This is a genomic window from Thalassobaculum fulvum (genome assembly GCF_014652915.1).
GTDB classification, from domain to species: domain Bacteria; phylum Pseudomonadota; class Alphaproteobacteria; order Thalassobaculales; family Thalassobaculaceae; genus Thalassobaculum_A; species Thalassobaculum_A fulvum.
Window position 1 is genome coordinate 208556 of sequence record NZ_BMZS01000001.1, and the last position, 14770, is coordinate 223325.

16 protein-coding genes are annotated in these 14770 nt (G+C 71.1%); 9 read left to right on the plus strand and 7 right to left on the minus strand.

Features of this window, described 5'->3' with window-relative positions; all coding sequences use genetic code 11:
* Position 1 precedes the first annotated feature (1 nt).
* Together IE246_RS00955 and IE246_RS00960 are read right to left on the minus strand one after the other, a co-directional pair.
* Positions 2–559 (minus strand): histidine phosphatase family protein, encoded by a 558-nt coding sequence (locus IE246_RS00955; RefSeq protein WP_189987030.1) that lies wholly within the window; start codon positions 557–559, stop codon positions 2–4.
* 4 nt (positions 560–563) lie between these two features.
* Positions 564–1118, minus strand: coding sequence for an FxsA family protein (locus IE246_RS00960; RefSeq protein ID WP_189987031.1), 555 nt, complete (start codon positions 1116–1118; stop codon positions 564–566).
* Positions 1119–1280: 162 nt separating this feature from the next.
* On the opposite strand from IE246_RS00960, the gene IE246_RS00965 reads away from it, so the two are divergent.
* The 7 genes from IE246_RS00965 to IE246_RS00995 all read left to right on the plus strand — a co-directional run bounded on the left by IE246_RS00965 (position 1281) and on the right by IE246_RS00995 (position 7219).
* The gene (locus tag IE246_RS00965) at positions 1281–1952 is read left to right on the plus strand and encodes a Tim44/TimA family putative adaptor protein (RefSeq protein ID WP_229836192.1); all 672 of its coding nucleotides are present in this window, start codon (positions 1281–1283) and stop codon (positions 1950–1952) included.
* On the plus strand, positions 1936–3150 hold the full coding sequence (mltA, locus tag IE246_RS00970) for a murein transglycosylase A (RefSeq protein ID WP_189987033.1): 1215 nt from the start codon (positions 1936–1938) through the stop codon (positions 3148–3150). The genes IE246_RS00965 and mltA overlap by 17 nt, the downstream gene beginning before the upstream one ends.
* Positions 3151–3255: 105 nt before the next feature.
* Positions 3256–4026 carry a (Fe-S)-binding protein gene (locus IE246_RS00975; RefSeq protein ID WP_189987034.1) on the plus strand — a complete coding sequence of 257 codons (771 nt, stop codon included), beginning with the start codon at positions 3256–3258 and terminating at the stop codon, positions 4024–4026.
* Positions 4027–4031: 5 nt separating this feature from the next.
* On the plus strand, positions 4032–5480 hold the full coding sequence (locus tag IE246_RS00980; RefSeq protein WP_189987035.1) for a LutB/LldF family L-lactate oxidation iron-sulfur protein: 1449 nt from the start codon (positions 4032–4034) through the stop codon (positions 5478–5480).
* Complete coding sequence (locus tag IE246_RS00985) at positions 5477–6175, plus strand: LutC/YkgG family protein (RefSeq protein WP_189987036.1); 699 nt, start codon at positions 5477–5479, stop codon at positions 6173–6175. The genes IE246_RS00980 and IE246_RS00985 overlap by 4 nt, the downstream gene beginning before the upstream one ends.
* 19 nt (positions 6176–6194) lie before the next feature.
* Entirely contained in the window at positions 6195–6869 is a 675-nt protein-coding gene (locus IE246_RS00990) for a Smr/MutS family protein (protein WP_189987037.1), read from the plus strand.
* Positions 6866–7219 (plus strand): helix-turn-helix domain-containing protein, encoded by a 354-nt coding sequence (locus IE246_RS00995; RefSeq protein ID WP_189987038.1) that lies wholly within the window; start codon positions 6866–6868, stop codon positions 7217–7219. The genes IE246_RS00990 and IE246_RS00995 overlap by 4 nt, the downstream gene beginning before the upstream one ends.
* A 7-nt stretch (positions 7220–7226) precedes the next feature.
* Here IE246_RS00995 and dapB read toward each other — a convergent pair whose 3' ends face one another.
* Positions 7227–8027, minus strand: coding sequence for a 4-hydroxy-tetrahydrodipicolinate reductase (gene dapB, locus IE246_RS01000; protein WP_189987039.1), 801 nt, complete (start codon positions 8025–8027; stop codon positions 7227–7229).
* 145 nt (positions 8028–8172) lie between these two features.
* Here dapB and IE246_RS01005 point away from each other — a divergent pair, with 145 nt between their 5' ends.
* Positions 8173–8709: a PadR family transcriptional regulator gene (locus IE246_RS01005; protein ID WP_189987040.1), complete on the plus strand. Its 537-nt coding sequence runs from the start codon at positions 8173–8175 to the stop codon at positions 8707–8709.
* 57 nt (positions 8710–8766) lie between these two features.
* Here the strand turns inward: IE246_RS01005 and dnaJ are convergent, their stop codons facing one another.
* From dnaJ to hrcA, 4 genes are all read right to left on the minus strand, one after another.
* Positions 8767–9894, minus strand: a complete 1128-nt coding sequence (gene dnaJ / locus IE246_RS01010) for a molecular chaperone DnaJ (RefSeq protein WP_189987041.1) — start codon at positions 9892–9894, stop codon at positions 8767–8769.
* 102 nt (positions 9895–9996) lie between these two features.
* On the minus strand, positions 9997–11934 hold the full coding sequence (gene dnaK, locus IE246_RS01015) for a molecular chaperone DnaK (protein WP_189987042.1): 1938 nt from the start codon (positions 11932–11934) through the stop codon (positions 9997–9999).
* Positions 11935–12085: 151 nt separating this feature from the next.
* Positions 12086–12715, minus strand: coding sequence for a nucleotide exchange factor GrpE (gene grpE / locus IE246_RS01020; protein ID WP_189987043.1), 630 nt, complete (start codon positions 12713–12715; stop codon positions 12086–12088).
* Between the two features lie 105 nt (positions 12716–12820).
* Positions 12821–13891, minus strand: a complete 1071-nt coding sequence (hrcA, locus tag IE246_RS01025) for a heat-inducible transcriptional repressor HrcA (protein ID WP_189987044.1) — start codon at positions 13889–13891, stop codon at positions 12821–12823.
* Positions 13892–14025: 134 nt separating this feature from the next.
* Between hrcA and rph the strand changes: the two genes are divergently transcribed.
* Complete coding sequence (gene rph / locus IE246_RS01030; protein ID WP_189987045.1) at positions 14026–14769, plus strand: ribonuclease PH; 744 nt, start codon at positions 14026–14028, stop codon at positions 14767–14769.
* Position 14770: the final 1 nt, after the last annotated feature.

Genomic DNA, 14770 nt, shown 5'->3' on the forward strand with positions numbered 1-14770 from the left:
CCTAACACGGTTCCGGAGAGTGTACAACCGAGGCGTCCGGACCGGGCCGGATCTCGACCACCGTACCGTTGCCGACGGTCAGGCCGGTCAGCCCCCGGATGAACCCCCAGTGGCTGACGTAGACGGTCTCGCCCCAGTCGGTCGCGCGGTGCAGGCGGCTGGCGAAAACCCCGCAGCGGGCCGACAGCTGGGCCTCGGACTCGCCGTGCGCCGGCCACCAGCGCTCGCCGAGCCGGTCGAAGTCGAGATGCGGCCACAGGGTGCGCAGCGTGGAGGCCGGCGTGCCGATGTCGCAGGCGAACCAGCAGCGCTCCCGCACCAGCGCATCGACCTCGACCGGCAGGCCGAGGGCCTCGGCCAGGATCGCGGCGGTTTCCAGGGTCCGCCGGTACGGGCTGGCGACGATCCGGACCGGCCCGCGCGGGGCAAGCGCCGCGGCGGCCGAGCGAGCCTGCCGGCGCCCGAGCTCGGTCAGGGCCGGGTCCTCGATCCCGGGATCGATCCGGGTTTTCGCGAAATGGACGTTGAATTCGCTCTGGCCGTGGCGGACGAAGTACATCGCGTCAACTCCTGCGGTCGTCGCGGTCGATCCGCCGGGGATCCGGCCCAACCTGGGTATCCGGCCTGCCCGGGGTGTCCGGCGCCCCGGTCACGTCCTGGAAGTCGCCGTCGATGATCGGACCGCTTCCCGACCTTCCATCGCCGCGCCCGCCCCCGTGCCCGCCGCCACGCGTTCGCGACGTCCAGATGCGGGTCTCGCCGCGCGCCAGCGCCCAGGCGAGGCCGGTGCCGATCAGCAGGCGCCGGACCGGCGGAATGAACAGGACCAGGCCGATCGCGTCGGTCAGGAACCCGGGAATCAGCAGCATCAGCCCGGCGACCAGGAGACCGAGGCCGGACAGCAGCTCGCCGACCGGCGCCTCGCCGCGATCGAGATGCGCCTGCACGCGGGCCAGGGTGGCCATGCCCTGGACCCGGAACAGCAACATGCCGAGCCCAGCCGTCGCCAGGATCAGCGCGACCGTCGGCAAGGCCCCGATGTCCCGCCCGATCTCGATCATCAGCCAGATTTCGACGACCGGCAGGCCGAGCACGACCAGCAAAACCAGGAAGCCCATGCTTGCCCTTCCGAAGTGCAGGCCCTATCTAGACCGGACGCGTCCGGAGACCGCTCCGGCGTCGCGGTCGTGTACCGGGTGGGGTACGATCGCGGCGGCCACTCTAAACGTGGGGGCGCGGCCCGGTCCAGGCGCCGAGCCGCGATCACAATGGGAAACGGTGTGCCGTTCCTCGACATCATACTTCTCGCGCTGTTCGCCGGCTTCGTCATCTTCAAGCTGAGGAGCGTGCTGGGCCGGCGTACCGGCCATGAGCGGCGGCGCCCGGATCCGTTCTCGGAACCCGCGCAGAGCAACGACAACGGCAACGTGGTCCGGCTGCCGGAGCGCGCGGCCGAGGTCGCCGGCCCGCCCGACGACGACGCCGGGCCGGAAAACCCGATGGCCGCCGGCGTCATGCGCATCAAGCTGGCCGACGAGACCTTCGACGAGCGCGAATTCCTGCACGGCGCCAAGGCGGCGTTCGCCATGGTGGTCGAGGCCTATGCCAAGGGTGACGTCGACGCCCTGCGGCCGCTGCTGTCGCGCGAGCTGTACGGCGGCTTCGCCTCGGCGATCGAGGCCCGCGAGAAGGCCGGCGAGGTGCAGGAGACCACCATCGTCACCATCCGCTCCGCCGACATCGTCGAAGCGGCGCTGGAGAATCATTTCGCCAAGGTCACGGTCGAGTTCGTCACCGAGCAGGTCAAGGTGACCCGCAACGCCGCCGGCGACGCGATCGAGGGCGATCCCGACCGGATCGAGATCCTGACCGACATCTGGACGTTCGCGCGCGACATCCGGTCCCGCGATCCCAACTGGGAGCTGGTCGCGACCCGTGTTCCCGAGGACTGAGCCCAGGGGGTCGGGAAGGCGCGGCACGGCCGCCGCGGCGCTGCTGGCGGTCGCGCTGCTGCTGTCGGCCTGCGGCCGCGAACCGACCCCGGAGGCGGCCGAGCGGCTCATCGTCGAGCCCGCCTCGGTGGCCGATCTTCCGGGCTGGGAACAGGACGATCCGCGACCGGCGCTGGCCGCCTTCCGCCGCACCTGCGGCCCGATCCTGCGCGGCGACCAGAGCCGGGCGGTCGGGCCGGACGGGCGGTTCGGTACGAGAGCCGACTGGGCGCCGGTCTGCCGGGCCGGCGAGGCGGTGGACGCCAACGATCCCGATGCCGTGCGGCGGTTCTTCGCCGGCGCCTTCACGGTTTGGCGGGCCCGCGACGACAAGCCCGAGGACGACCTGTTCACCGGCTATTTCGAGCCCGAACTGGCAGGGTCCCTGCGCAAGGCCGCCGGCTATCCGGTGACCCTGTACAAACGGCCGCCGGACCTGATCGACGTCGATCTCGGCGCGTTCCGGGAATCCCTGAAGGGCGAGCGGATCGCCGGAAGAGTCGAGAATGGCCGGCTGGTGCCATATGCCGACCGGGCGGCGATCGAGGACGGCGGCATCGCCGGCAAAGCCGAGCCGCTGCTCTACCTCGCCGATCCGGTCGACGCCTTCTTTCTGCACATCCAGGGCTCCGGCCTGGTGATCCTGCCGGACGGCAGCCGCCTCAGGGTCGGCTACGACGGCACCAACGGCCACCCCTACTACGCGATCGGCCGCTGGCTGATCGCCGAGGGCGAGGTGCCGAAGGAGAAGATGTCGCTGCAGGCGATCCGCGACTGGCTGGCGGCCCACCCCGAACGGCGCCGCGAGCTCATGGACCGGAACCCGTCCTATGTGTTCTTCCGCCGCTTGACCGGCGACGGCCCGGTCGGGGCCGCCGGCGTGGCGCTGACCCCGGGCCGCAGCCTGGCGGTCGACCGCCGGCACCTGCCGCTCGGCGCGCCGCTGTGGGTCGACGTCGCCTACCCGACCGATGCCGGCCCGGCGCTGCGCCGCCTGATGATCGCCCAGGACACCGGCGGCGCGATCCGCGGCCCGGTGCGCGCCGACGTGTTCTGGGGTGCCGGGAAGCCGGCCGAGGCGCTGGCCGGCCCGATGGCGGCCAAGGGCCGCTACTGGCTGCTGCTGCCGAACGGGGTCGATCCGAACCGCAAGGGCTGACCGCTTGCCGGGCGCCACCACCCCGCTTGCCCGGCCACTCTGCTTGCCCGTCTGCCCGCAGCGTGCTAGCCGACGGTGTACTGAATTCAATCCGGAGCCCCGTCCATGCCCGGTAGCGGCCCGCGCGTCGGCCTGTTCGTCACCTGCCTCGTCGATCTGTACCGTCCGACCGTCGGGTTCGCCGCGGTCAAGCTGCTGGAGGATGCCGGCTGCACCGTCGAGGTGCCGGCGACCCAGACCTGCTGCGGCCAGCCGGCCTACAACTCCGGCGACATGGCCGACACCAGGGCGGTCGCCCGCGGCGTGATCGACGCCTTCGAGGGCTTCGACTACGTGGTGGCGCCGTCCGGTTCCTGCGCCGGCATGATCCACGAGCACTATCCGAAGCTGTTCGCCGACGAGCCGGAGACCGCCCAGCGGGCCCAGCACCTGGCCAAGCGCACCCACGAGCTGGTGTCGTTCCTGGTCGACGTGTTGAACGTCGAGCGGGTCGACGCCGCCTTCCCCGGCACCGTGACCTACCACGATTCCTGCTCGGGCCTGCGCGAGCTGCAGGTCAAGACCCAGCCGCGCCGCCTGCTCGGCACCGTCGAGGGGCTGAGCCTGACCGAACTGCCGAGCGCCGAGATCTGCTGCGGCTTCGGCGGTACCTTCTGCGTCAAGTACCCGGAGATCTCCGACAAGATGGTGACCGAGAAGGCCAGGGACGTGTCGGCGACCGGCGCCGGCACGCTGCTGGCCGGCGATCTCGGCTGCCTGCTGAACATGTCGGGCAAACTCTCCCGTCTCGGATCCGGAACGAAGGTCCGTCACGTCGCCGAGGTGCTGGCCGGCATGGCCGACGGCCCGGCGATCGGCGAGCCCGGTCGGGAGTGACGGCAATGCAGTCGACCAGCCGCTCGTTCAAGCAGAACGCCCATCACGCCCTGCAGGACGCGACGCTGCAGCGCGCCCTCGGCAACATCAAGACCGGCTTCCAGGAGAAACGCCGCCAGGTCATCGCCGCACTGCCGGAGTTCGAGGCGCTGCGCGACGCCGGACGCGACATCAAGAACCACACCCTGGCCAATCTCGACTTCTACCTCGAGCGCTTCGAGGAGCGGGTGACCGAGGCCGGCGGCGTGGTGCACTGGTGCCGGACCCCGGCCGAGGCGCGCCAGACCATCCTGGAGATCTGCCGGCGGCGCAACGCCCGGACGGTCACCAAGGGCAAGTCGATGATCGCCGAGGAAATCGGGCTCAACGAGTTCCTCGAGGCCAACGCCATCGAGCCGGTCGAGACCGACCTCGGCGAGTACATCATCCAGCTCCGCCACGAGCCGCCGAGCCACATCATCGCGCCGGCGATCCACGTGACCCGCGAGCAGATCGCCGACGACTTCCGCCGGCACCACAGCGACCTCGACCCGAACCGCCGGCTCGAGGAGCCGCGGGACTTCACCGACGAGGCCCGGGCCAAGCTGCGCGACCGCTACTTCCAGGCGGATGTCGGCATCACCGGCGCCAACTTCCTGATCGCCGAGACCGGCTCGACCGTGATCGTCACCAACGAGGGCAACGGGGACATGACCCAGCTCCTCGGCAAGGCCCATGTGGTGGTGGCGAGCCTGGAGAAGGTGGTTCCGACCCTGGACGACGCCGCCACCATCCTGCGGCTGCTGGCGCGCTCGGCGACCGGCCAGGAGATGTCGGTCTACACCACCTTCTCGACCGGGCCGCGGCGCCCCGGCGACCTGGACGGGCCCGAGGAGTTCCACGTCGTGCTGCTGGACAACGGCCGCTCGGCGATGCTGGGCACCGAGTTCCAGGAGATGCTGCGCTGCATCCGCTGCGCCGCCTGCATGAACCACTGCCCGGTCTACGCCGCGGTCGGCGGCCACGCCTATGGCTGGGTGTATCCGGGGCCGATGGGCGCGGTGCTGACGCCGTCGCTGATCGGCGTCGAGGAGGCCGGGCACCTGCCGAACGCCTCGACCTTCTGCGGGCGCTGCGAGAGCGTCTGCCCGATGCGGATCCCGCTGCCGAAGATGATGCGCCACTACCGGACCCGCGAGTACGAGCGCGGCCTGGCGCCCGGCACGGTGCGGGCCGGGCTGTCGTTGTGGTCGTTCCTGGCGACCCGGCCGTCGCTGTACCGTTTCGTCACCGGAATGGCGGCGTGGACCCTCGGTGCCCTCGGCCGCCGGGCCGGCCGCTTCAAGAGCCTGCCGATGGCCGGCGGCTGGACCGGGGTGCGCGACCTGCCGGCGCCGGAAGGCAGGACCTTCCACACCCTGTGGGCGGAACGGCAGGGGGCGGAACGCCGCGGCAGCGGGGGAACCGGGCGATGAGTTCGGCGCGCGACCAGATCCTCGGCTCGATCCGCAAGTCGCTCGGGCGCGGGGCGCTCGAAGGCGAGGACGCGGCCCGGCTGCACCGGCGCCTGGCGACCCCGTCCCGCAACCTGATCCCCGACCGGACCGCCGGGCTGGACCGCGACGGGCTGGCCCGCCAGCTGGTCGGCAAGCTCGGCGAGGCGGCCTGCTCGGTCGACGAGGTCGCGTCGATGGCGGAGGTTCCGGGCCGGATCGCGGCCTGGCTGCAGCGCGAGAACCTGCCGGCCCGGCTGGTCCAGGCCCCGGCCCTGGCCAACGGCCTCGACTGGTCGAAGGCGCCGACCATGGAGGTCAAGACCGGCACCGCCGACGGCTCCGAGGACACCAGCGTCACCCCGGTGTTCGCGGCGGTCGCCGAGACCGGCACGCTGATGCTGCTGTCCGACGCGCCGACCCCGACCGGGCTCAACTTCCTGCCGGAGAACCACGTCGCGGTGGTTCGGCGCAGCCAGGTGGTCGGCCCGCTGGAGGACGCCTGGTCGAAGCTGCGGGCGGCCCGTGCCGAGGCCGGGGCGGCGGCGGCCGGCGCCGGCATGCCGCGGACCGTCAACCTGATCACCGGCCCGTCGCGCACCGGCGACATCGAGCAGCGTATCCAGATGGGCGCACACGGCCCGCGCCGGCTGCACGTGATCGTCGTCGACGATTGAGCGTCGGGCGGCAGCGGGCATGACCCGGCGACGCCCCAGCCCGGACGAGCTCGAGCTGTTCGGCCGTGTCGTTTCGGATGCGGAACCGCTGAAGCTCCGGCGGCGCGGACGCCGGGTTGCGGCGGTCGAGGCCGAGCCCGAACCGGCCGCCGCCGAGACGCCGCCGCCGGCGAAGGCTTCCGCCCGCAAGCGCGGCCGGATCCCGGCCGATCCCCCGCCGCCGCCACCGTCGCCAGCCCCGACGGCGCCGCCGCCGGCCGCCCTCCAGGCCCACGCCCACGGCGCCGCACCCGGCATCGACCGGCGCAGCCAGCTGCGCCTGAAGCGCGGCCAGTTCCCGATCGAGGCGCGGATCGACCTGCACGGCCTCAGCCGCGAGCGCGCCCATGCCGGGCTGAACGCGTTTCTGGCCCGGCAGGCGGCGCTGGGGCGGCGCTGCGTGCTGGTGATCACCGGCAAGGGCCGTCCGGACCGGCAACGTCCGGACTGGCAGCGTCCGGACTGGCCGCGTTCGGACTGGGGCTCCGAGGAGCGCGAGATCGGGGTGATCCGCCGGGCCCTGCCGGGCTGGCTCGGCGACCATCCCAACAAGGACCGGGTGCTGGCGTACGCGCCGGCCCAGCCGCAGGACGGCGGCGCCGGCGCCTGGTACGTGCTGCTGCGCCGGCGCCGCGACGATCCCGGGCCGGAATGACCCCGCTCGGCGAGAAGCTGCGGGCCCTGCGCGCCGCCCGCGGCGTCACGCTCGGCGAGATGGCCGCCGCCCTCGGGGTCTCGGCCGCCTACCTGTCGGCGCTCGAGCACGGCAAGCGCGGGGTGCCGCGGGCGGTGTTCCTGGAACTGGTGAACGGCTACTTCAATCTCGGCTGGGACGAGGCCGAGGAACTGCGCCGGCTGGCCGAGATCTCCGATCCGCGGGTCGTGCTCGACACCGGCGGCCTCAGCCCGAAGGCGACCGAACTGGCCAATCGTCTCGCGGCGCGGATCCGGGACCTCGACGACTCCCGGCTCGACACCCTGCTGGCCGAGCTGGAGGAGCCGTGAGCGGCGCTCACAGCCCGAGCACGTCGCGCATGCTGTAGAGGCCCGGGGCGCGGCCGACCGCCCACTGCGCCGCGGTCACCGCGCCGTTCGCGAAGATGTGCCGGCCACCGGCCCTGTGCCCGAGCTCGATGCGCTCGCTCGGTCCGGCGAACACCACGGTGTGCTCGCCGATCACGTCGCCGCCGCGCATGGTCGCGAAACCGATCTGGCCGGCGACCCGCGGACCGGTGTGGCCCTCGCGGGACAGCACCGCGACGTCCTCGAACTGCCGGCCGCGGCCCTGGGCGGCGGCCCGGCCGAGCCCGACGGCGGTCCCGGACGGCGCGTCGACCTTGCGGTTGTGGTGCATCTCGACGATCTCGATGTCCCACGGATCGCCGAGCGTCGCCGCCACCCGCTCGACCAGGGCCAGCAGCAGGTTCACGCCGACGCTCATGTTCGGGGCGTAGACCACCGGGATCCGGGTGGCGATCGCCGCCAGCGCCGCTTCTTGGTCGGCCGACAGGCCGGTGGTGCCGGTGACGAACGGCGTGCCCGCGTCGGCGGCGTCGGCGGCATGGGCCAGGGTGGCGTCCGGCAGGGTGAAATCGATCGCCACGTCGGCGGCCAGCACCTCGGCGTTGCGGTCGGTGGTGGCCAGGCCGAGCGGCGGCAGGCCGGCGAGCGTGCCGGCATCGACCCCCAGATCGGCACTACCCGGCCTTACGCCGGCCGCGGCGAGGGCCGCGGTCCCGGCCTCGGCGACCGCCTTCACGATCATCCGGCCCATGCGTCCGTTCGCTCCGAACACGCCAATCCGCGTCGCCATGCCGCTGTCTCCCTTTCTGCGGGCGGCCGTCGCCCCGACCGATCCGACCACCGGATGCCCGATTGCCCAAGCGGCAGATACACGATATTAAGAATACGGATATTTTTCGTCCGATATAGCGATCAGATCGAGCGAGGTTCCGGCCATGGACGTGGGCACGCTCTGCCTCGGAGTCCTGAGCTTCGGCGACACCAGCGGCTACGGGATCCGCAAGGCCGTGGAGGACTGGTTCCGGCATTTCGGGCAGGCCAGCCTGGGCGCGATCTACCCGGCGCTGGCCAAGCTGACGGCCGGGGGCGCGATCGAGGTGATCGGGGCGCCGGACGCGCCGCTGGAGAAGCGGGTGTTCCGCATCACGCCGGCCGGCCGGCAGCGGCTGGCCGACGCGGCGGCCGCCTGCGACGGCAGCGAGACCGTGCGCTCGCCGTTCCTGGCCGGGATGTTCTTCGCCCACCTGCTGACCATGGACGACGTGCACCGGCTGGTCGACGAGCGGATCGCCGGCCTGCGCGGCGAGCAGCGCCGGCTGCGCGGCCTGCCGGCCGAGGCGATGACCGAGGGACAGCGCTTCACGATCCGCTATTCGCAGGCCGTCATTGCCGCCGCGATCAACTTCCTCGAGCATGAAGGCCGCGCCATCGTAACCGCGATCGAACGCGAAAACCTGTCGTCCAACCAATAGGTTACAGTGTCACTACCCGATGCGCTACCGGGCTTTCCGAGTAGCGACATGGCGATCTCAATCGCGCAGATCGTCCCACAGCTCCTTGACCTTGTCGAAGAAGCTGTGGCTCTGCGGGCTGGTGGTGTCGTCGCCGGCCTCGGCCTGGAATTCCTCCAGCAGCTCGCGTTGCCGCTTGGTCAGGTTCATCGGCGTCTCGACCGCAACCTCGACATACATGTCGCCGCGCGACGGGCTGCGCAGCACCGACATGCCCTTGCCCTTGAGGCGGAACTGCTTGCCGGACTGGGTGCCGGCCGGGACCGCCACCCGGGCCCGCGACCCCTCGATGGTCGGAACCTCGATCTGGCCGCCGAGCGCGGCGGTGACCATGGCCACCGGCACCCGGCAATGGATGTCCGGGCCCTCCCGGTGGAAGATCGGGTGCGGTTCGATCGACAGGAACAGGTAGAGGTCGCCCGGCGGCGCCCCGCGCATGCCGGCCTCGCCCTCACCGGCCAGCCGGATCCGGGTGCCGTCCTCGACGCCGGCCGGGATGTTCACCGACAGGGTCTTGTCCTTGCGCTGCCGGCCCGAGCCGGTGCAGGCCTTGCACGGATTCTCGATCACCTGGCCGACCCCGCCACAGGCCGGGCAGGTGCGTTCGATGGTGAAGAAGCCCTGCTGGGCGCGGACCTTGCCGGCGCCGTGGCAGGTCGGGCAGGGAATCGGCTTCGACCCCTTCTCGGCGCCGGTGCCGTCGCAGACCTCGCAGGATGCCGAGGTCGGGATGCGGATCTCGGTCTGGCGGCCGCGGAACGCGTCCTCCAGGCTGATCGTCATGTTGTAGCGCAGGTCGGAGCCACGGCCGGGACCGGCGCCGCGCCTCGCACCGCCCATGAACTCGCCGAACATCTCCTCGAAGATGTCGGCGAACCCGCCGGCGAATCCGGCACCGCCGGGGCGCGGGCCGCCGCCGTTCTCGAACGCGGCGTGGCCGAACCGGTCGTAGGCGGCCTTCTTGTCGTCGTCCTTGAGGACGTCGTAGGCCTCGTTGAGTTCCTTGAACTTGTGCTCGGCCTCGGCGTCGCCCGGATTGCGGTCCGGGTGGAACTGCATCGCCAGCTTGCGGTAGGCGCGTTTCAGCTCGTCCTTGGACGCGCCGCGCGAGACACCGAGGACGTCGTAGTAGTCACGCTTCGCCATGGGTCCGTCACCGTCCGGAAATACAACGCGCGAACCCCGCCCGTCCGACCGCGGGAAAGCGGGGACGGGCGGGGGCGGCCGTCATAACGGCGTTCTCCGGTATCACGCGGACTTGTTGCGGTCCTGGTCGTCGACTTCCTCGAAGTCGGCGTCCACCACGTCGTCGGCACCCTTGCTCTCGGCACCGCCGGCCTGCCCGGAGGGTCCGGCGTCGCCCTCGGCGGCACCCGCCTCCTGCTGCGCCTTGTACATCGCCTCGCCGAGCTTCATCGACGACTGCTGCAGGGCGTCGATCTTGGACCGGATGGCGGCGACGTCGTCGCCCTCGGCCGCCGCCTTGAGGGCGGCCACGTCGTTCTCGATCGCCTTGCGCTCGCTGTCGCCGACCTTGTCGCCGAACTCCGCGAGGGTCTTCTCGGTGGTGTGCAGGACGTTGTCGGCCTGGTTCTTCACCTCGACCAGCTCGCGCCGCTTCTTGTCCTCGGCGGCGTTGTCCTCGGCCTCGCGAACCATCCGCTCGATGTCGGCGTCGGACAGGCCGCCGGACGCCTGGATGCGGACCTGCTGCTCCTTGCCGGTCGCCTTGTCCTTGGCCGACACGTTGACGATGCCGTTGGCGTCGATGTCGAAGGTGACCTCGACCTGCGGCACGCCGCGCGGCGCCGGCGGGATGCCGACCAGGTCGAACTGGCCGAGCAGCTTGTTGTCGGCCGCCATCTCGCGCTCGCCCTGGAACACCCGGATGGTGACAGCGGTCTGGTTGTCCTCGGCGGTCGAGAACACCTGGCTCTTCTTGGTCGGGATCGTGGTGTTGCGGTCGATCAGGCGGGTGAACACGCCGCCCAGGGTTTCGATGCCGAGCGACAGCGGGGTCACGTCGAGCAGCAGGACGTCCTTGACCTCGCCCTTCAGCACGCCGGCCTGGATCGCGGCGCCGGCCGCGACCACCTCGTCCGGGTTGACGCCGCGGTGCGGCTCCTTGCCGAAGAAGGTCTTAACGGTCTCGAGGATCTTCGGCATGCGGGTCATGCCGCCGACCATGATGACCTCGTCGATCTCGCCGGCGGTGACCCCGGCATCCTTCAACGCGGCCTTGCAGGGACCCTCAGTGCGCTTCACCAGGTCGTCGACCAGCGCCTCCAGCTTGGAGCGGGTCAGCTTGATGTTCAGGTGCTTCGGGCCGGACTGGTCGGCGGTGATGAACGGCAGGTTGACCTCGGTCTGCATCGAGCTCGACAGCTCGATCTTGGCCTTCTCGGCGGCCTCCTTCAGGCGCTGCAGGGCCAGCCGGTCCTTGCGCAGGTCGATGCCGGCGTCCTTCTTGAACTCGTCGGCCAGGTAGTCGATGACGCGCTGGTCGAAGTCCTCGCCGCCGAGGAAGGTGTCGCCGTTGGTCGACTTCACCTCGAACACGCCGTCGCCGATCTCCAGCACCGACACGTCGAAGGTGCCGCCGCCGAGGTCGTACACCACGATGGTGCCGGACTGCTTCTTGTCGAGGCCGTAGGCCAGCGACGCCGCGGTCGGCTCGTTGATGATGCGCAGCACCTCGAGGCCGGCGATCTTGCCGGCGTCCTTGGTGGCCTGGCGCTGGGCGTCGTTGAAGTAGGCCGGGACGGTGATGACCGCCTGGGTCACCTTCTCGCCCAGATAGGCCTCGGCATCCTCCTTCAGCTTCTGGAGGATCATCGCGGAGATCTCGGCCGGGCTGTACTTGCGGCCGCCGACCTCGACCCAGGCGTCGCCGTTGTCGCCGGCGACCACGTTGTACGGCACCAGGTCGTTGAACTTCTTGGAGGCGGCGTCGTCGGACCGGCGGCCGATCAGGCGCTTGATCGCGAACAGCGTCTTTTCCGGATTGGTGACCGCCTGGCGCTTCGCGGACTGGCCGACCAGCCGCTCGTCGCCCTCGGTGAAGGCGACCATCGACGGCGTCGTGCGCGCGCCTTCGGCGTTCTCGATGATCTTCGGATTCGAACCGTCCATGACGGCGACGCACGAGTTCGTGGTGCCGAGGTCGATGCCGATAACCTTGCTCATGAACCTACCTCTCTCTTCGGCAGGCGGCGGAGGCCCCTAAGGCACCATCGGCCGCCCCCATCGGGTGATGACTGGAGCTAGCGGGTATATAGTTGCCGCCCGGACGCGTGCAAGCGGCATGGCACGGCGATTCGCCGCGCCGCAGGCCGGATCAGGCGGTGGTGTCGACCCGCGAGTGGTCGGCCGGGGCCGGGCCGCCCTTGGCGACGCCGACCATGGCGGCGCGCAGCAGCCGGTCGTGGATCACGTAGCCGGGCGCCAGCAGCTGGACCACGGTGCCGGCCGGCTTGCCGGTGTTCTCGACCTCGAACATCGCCTGGTGGAGGTTCGGGTCGAAGCGCTCGCCGAGCGGCTCGAGCTTCTTGATGCCGGCCTTCTCGAACGCGGTCAGGACCTCGCGCTCGGTCATCTCGACGCCGACGATCAGGTTCTTGACGGTGTCGTCGAGCGCCTCGCGGTCGCTCGGGGCGGCGTCGAGCGCGCGCCGCAGGTTGTCGACCGCGTTCAGCAGGTCCTTGGCGAGGTTGCCGGCGGCGTAGAGCCGGGTCTGCTCCTTCTCGCGCTCGGTCCGGCGGCGGACGTTCTCGGCCTCGGCGAGGGCGCGCAGGGCCTGGTCGCGCAGCTGGGCGACCTGGTCCTCGAGCTCGGCGATGCGGGCGTCGCGCGGATCCCCGCTGCCGGTGTCGATGGTGCCGTCGGCGTCGAGGCCGACGTCGAGCCCGGCGTCGTCGGCGATCGGCGACTCGCTCTGGTGATCGGGCTTGTTGGTCTCGTTCGACATGCTGACTGTTCCCCGGTCTGACTGATTCCCGGTGTACGACGCTTTAGTGCGTGGTCCGTCCTGATCCGCCGGTATGTAGGACGTGCGCGGCGCCAAGAAAAGCGTTCAGTCGAGCAGGCGCCCGATCAGCTTGGCGGTGTAGTCGACCATCGGGATGATCCGCGCGTAGTTCATCCGGGTCGGCCCGATCACCCCGATGGCGCCGACGATGGTGCGGCGCTGGTCGTGGTAGGGCGCGATGATCATCGAGCAGCCGGTGTGCCGGAACAGGGCGTTCTCGGCGCCGATGAAGATCTGCACGCCCTCGGCCTCGCCGGTCGAGTCGAGCAGCCGCAGGGTGCTCTCCTTTTCCTCCAAGGTCTCGAACAGGCTGCGGATCCGCTCCAGGTCCTCGAGTGCCGACACGTCGGTCAGCAGCTGCGCCTGGCCGCGCAGGATCAGCGCCGGCCCCTGCGGAACCTCGCCGCGGGTCGCCAGCCCGGCCTGCACGACCCGGCTGGTCAGCTCGTCGAGCTCGGCCTGGCGCTGGGCGATCTCGGTCTCGACCTGCCGGCGCAGGTCGCCGAGCAGCTGGCCCTTCAGGCGCGAGTTCAGGTAGTTGCTGGCCTCGGTCAGGGCCGAGGTCGGCAGGCCCGCCGGCAGCTCGACGATCCGGTTCTCGACCAGCCCGCCCTCGGTGACCATCACCACCAGGGCGCGCTGGTTGCCGAGCGGCACGAACTCGATGTGCTTGAGCGGCGCCTCCGACTTCGGCGAGGTCACCAGCCCGGCGCAGCGCGACAGCCCAGCCAGGGTCGACGACGCCTCCTCCAGCATCTCCGCGACCGTGCGGCCGGCGGCGGCGCACTTGCCGTCGATGTTGGCGCGCTCGTCGGCGCTGATGTCGCCGCCGATCTCCAGCAGGCCGTCGACGAACATTCGCAGCCCGGCGTCGGTAGGCAGCCGGCCGGCCGAGGTGTGCGGCGCGTACAGCAGGCCGGCTTCCTCGAGGTCGGCCATGACGTTGCGGATCGTCGCCGGCGACAGCACGATGCCGAGCCGGCGCGACAGGGTGCGCGACCCGACCGGTTCGCCGGTCTCGACATAGGCGTCGACGATGTGCCGGAAGATCTCGCGCGAGCGGTCGTTCAGCCGGCTGACGACGCCCGAGGTGCGGTCGTGGTTGCTGTTCGTCATGGCGCGGAGAATCTAGGTAGCGGCTCCGGACCGGTCAACGACCGGCGTGCCGAGGCAGGGGCGGGTGGACGATCCGCCAGGGCGGCGCTAGGTTCCGGCCGCCGCCCCGCTGCGAGCCGTCCCAGGAGTCCTGCATGACCCAGACCCCATCCGGCGCCTTTCACGGTCGCCCGTCCGGCCGAGCCGTCGACGCCCTGCGCGCGATCCGGCTGGAGCCGGGGTACGCGAAGCACGCCGAGGGCTCGTGCCTGGCGCGCTTCGGCGACACCCACGTGCTGTGCACCGCCACCATCGAGGACCGGGTGCCGCCGTGGCTGAAGGGCGGCGGCAAGGGCTGGGTGACCGCCGAATACGGCATGCTGCCGCGGTCCACCCACACCCGCACCGACCGCGAGGCGGCGCGCGGCAAGCAGTCCGGCCGGACCCAGGAGATCCAGCGCCTGATCGGGCGGTCGTTGCGCGCCGTTACCGATCTCGCGATCCTTGGCGAGCGGCAGATCCGGATCGACTGCGACGTCATCCAGGCCGACGGCGGCACCCGCACCGCGGCAATCACCGGGTCCTGGGTGGCGCTGCACCACGCGCTGGCCACCCTGGTCCGGTTCGGGGCGGTCAAGTCGATGCCGCTGACCGACCACGTCGCGGCGATCTCCTGCGGCCTGTACCGGGGCGAGCCGGTGCTCGACCTGGACTATGCCGAGGACTCCGACTGCCAGGCCGACGCCAACTTCGTGCTGACCGGCCGCGGCGGCATCGTCGAGATCCAGGCGACCGCCGAGACCGATCCGTTCGAGGAATCCGAGTTCGACGCCCTGCTGAAGCTGGCCCGCAAGGGCATCGGTGAGCTGACCGTCCTGCAGAAGGCAGCTGTCGAGTGAC

Bases quoted from the DNA above. Each gene is read 5' to 3' on its own strand.
- IE246_RS00955 (WP_189987030.1), bottom strand. From the start codon at position 559: ATGTACTTCGTCCGCCACGGCCAGAGCGAATTCAACGTCCATTTCGCG.
- IE246_RS00960 (WP_189987031.1), bottom strand. From the start codon at position 1,118: ATGGGCTTCCTGGTTTTGCTGGTCGTGCTCGGCCTGCCGGTCGTCGAA.
- IE246_RS00975 (WP_189987034.1), top strand. From the start codon at position 3,256: ATGCCCGGTAGCGGCCCGCGCGTCGGCCTGTTCGTCACCTGCCTCGTC.
- IE246_RS00980 (WP_189987035.1), top strand. From the start codon at position 4,032: ATGCAGTCGACCAGCCGCTCGTTCAAGCAGAACGCCCATCACGCCCTG.
- IE246_RS00985 (WP_189987036.1), top strand. From the start codon at position 5,477: ATGAGTTCGGCGCGCGACCAGATCCTCGGCTCGATCCGCAAGTCGCTC.
- IE246_RS00990 (WP_189987037.1), top strand. From the start codon at position 6,195: ATGACCCGGCGACGCCCCAGCCCGGACGAGCTCGAGCTGTTCGGCCGT.
- IE246_RS00995 (WP_189987038.1), top strand. From the start codon at position 6,866: ATGACCCCGCTCGGCGAGAAGCTGCGGGCCCTGCGCGCCGCCCGCGGC.
- dapB (WP_189987039.1), bottom strand. From the start codon at position 8,027: ATGGCGACGCGGATTGGCGTGTTCGGAGCGAACGGACGCATGGGCCGG.
- IE246_RS01005 (WP_189987040.1), top strand. From the start codon at position 8,173: ATGGACGTGGGCACGCTCTGCCTCGGAGTCCTGAGCTTCGGCGACACC.
- dnaJ (WP_189987041.1), bottom strand. From the start codon at position 9,894: ATGGCGAAGCGTGACTACTACGACGTCCTCGGTGTCTCGCGCGGCGCG.
- dnaK (WP_189987042.1), bottom strand. From the start codon at position 11,934: ATGAGCAAGGTTATCGGCATCGACCTCGGCACCACGAACTCGTGCGTC.
- grpE (WP_189987043.1), bottom strand. From the start codon at position 12,715: ATGTCGAACGAGACCAACAAGCCCGATCACCAGAGCGAGTCGCCGATC.
- hrcA (WP_189987044.1), bottom strand. From the start codon at position 13,891: ATGACGAACAGCAACCACGACCGCACCTCGGGCGTCGTCAGCCGGCTG.
- rph (WP_189987045.1), top strand. From the start codon at position 14,026: ATGACCCAGACCCCATCCGGCGCCTTTCACGGTCGCCCGTCCGGCCGA.